The following is a 372-nucleotide window of genomic DNA, read 5'->3' as shown; positions in this document are numbered from 1 at the left end:
GGCGAAGTTACCGGCCCGCAGACGGGTGCGGAGCAGGTCCTTGCCGGTGAAGCTGGTGTCGAAGTTGAGCTGGATGTCGTAGTTGAAGGCCGTGGCGCCCTGGGTCTGGCGGGCCTGGTTCGCCCAGGTGTTGGGGACGTAGCCGATGCCGGCGGCGTTCGCACCGAAGGCGCCGGGCACGAAGGAAGGAATCACCGCGCCGGCCCCGACCAGGCTGGCGGGCAGGAGCACGGCGGCCGGATCGTTGGCAACGGCCGGCAGGAAGACCCCAGGCACCGGAACGATCTGGGCGTTACCGCCGTAGCTGTTGGCGCCCATGATGAAGGTCGCCTTACCGGTCAGCTTGGTGGTGGTGGAGAACTGGGTGGCCTC

1 pseudogene is annotated in these 372 nt (G+C 68.3%); it reads right to left on the bottom strand.

The features are described from left to right. Positions 1-372, bottom strand: a pseudogene (locus KUG39_RS17055) (iron uptake porin); the annotation flags it as partial.

This window comes from Synechococcus sp. CCAP 1479/10, from assembly GCF_019038515.1.
Taxonomy (GTDB): domain Bacteria; phylum Cyanobacteriota; class Cyanobacteriia; order PCC-6307; family Cyanobiaceae; genus Cyanobium.
The sequence above is the reverse complement of the archived record's forward strand: the minus strand, read 5'-3'. Positions and strand labels throughout refer to the sequence as shown.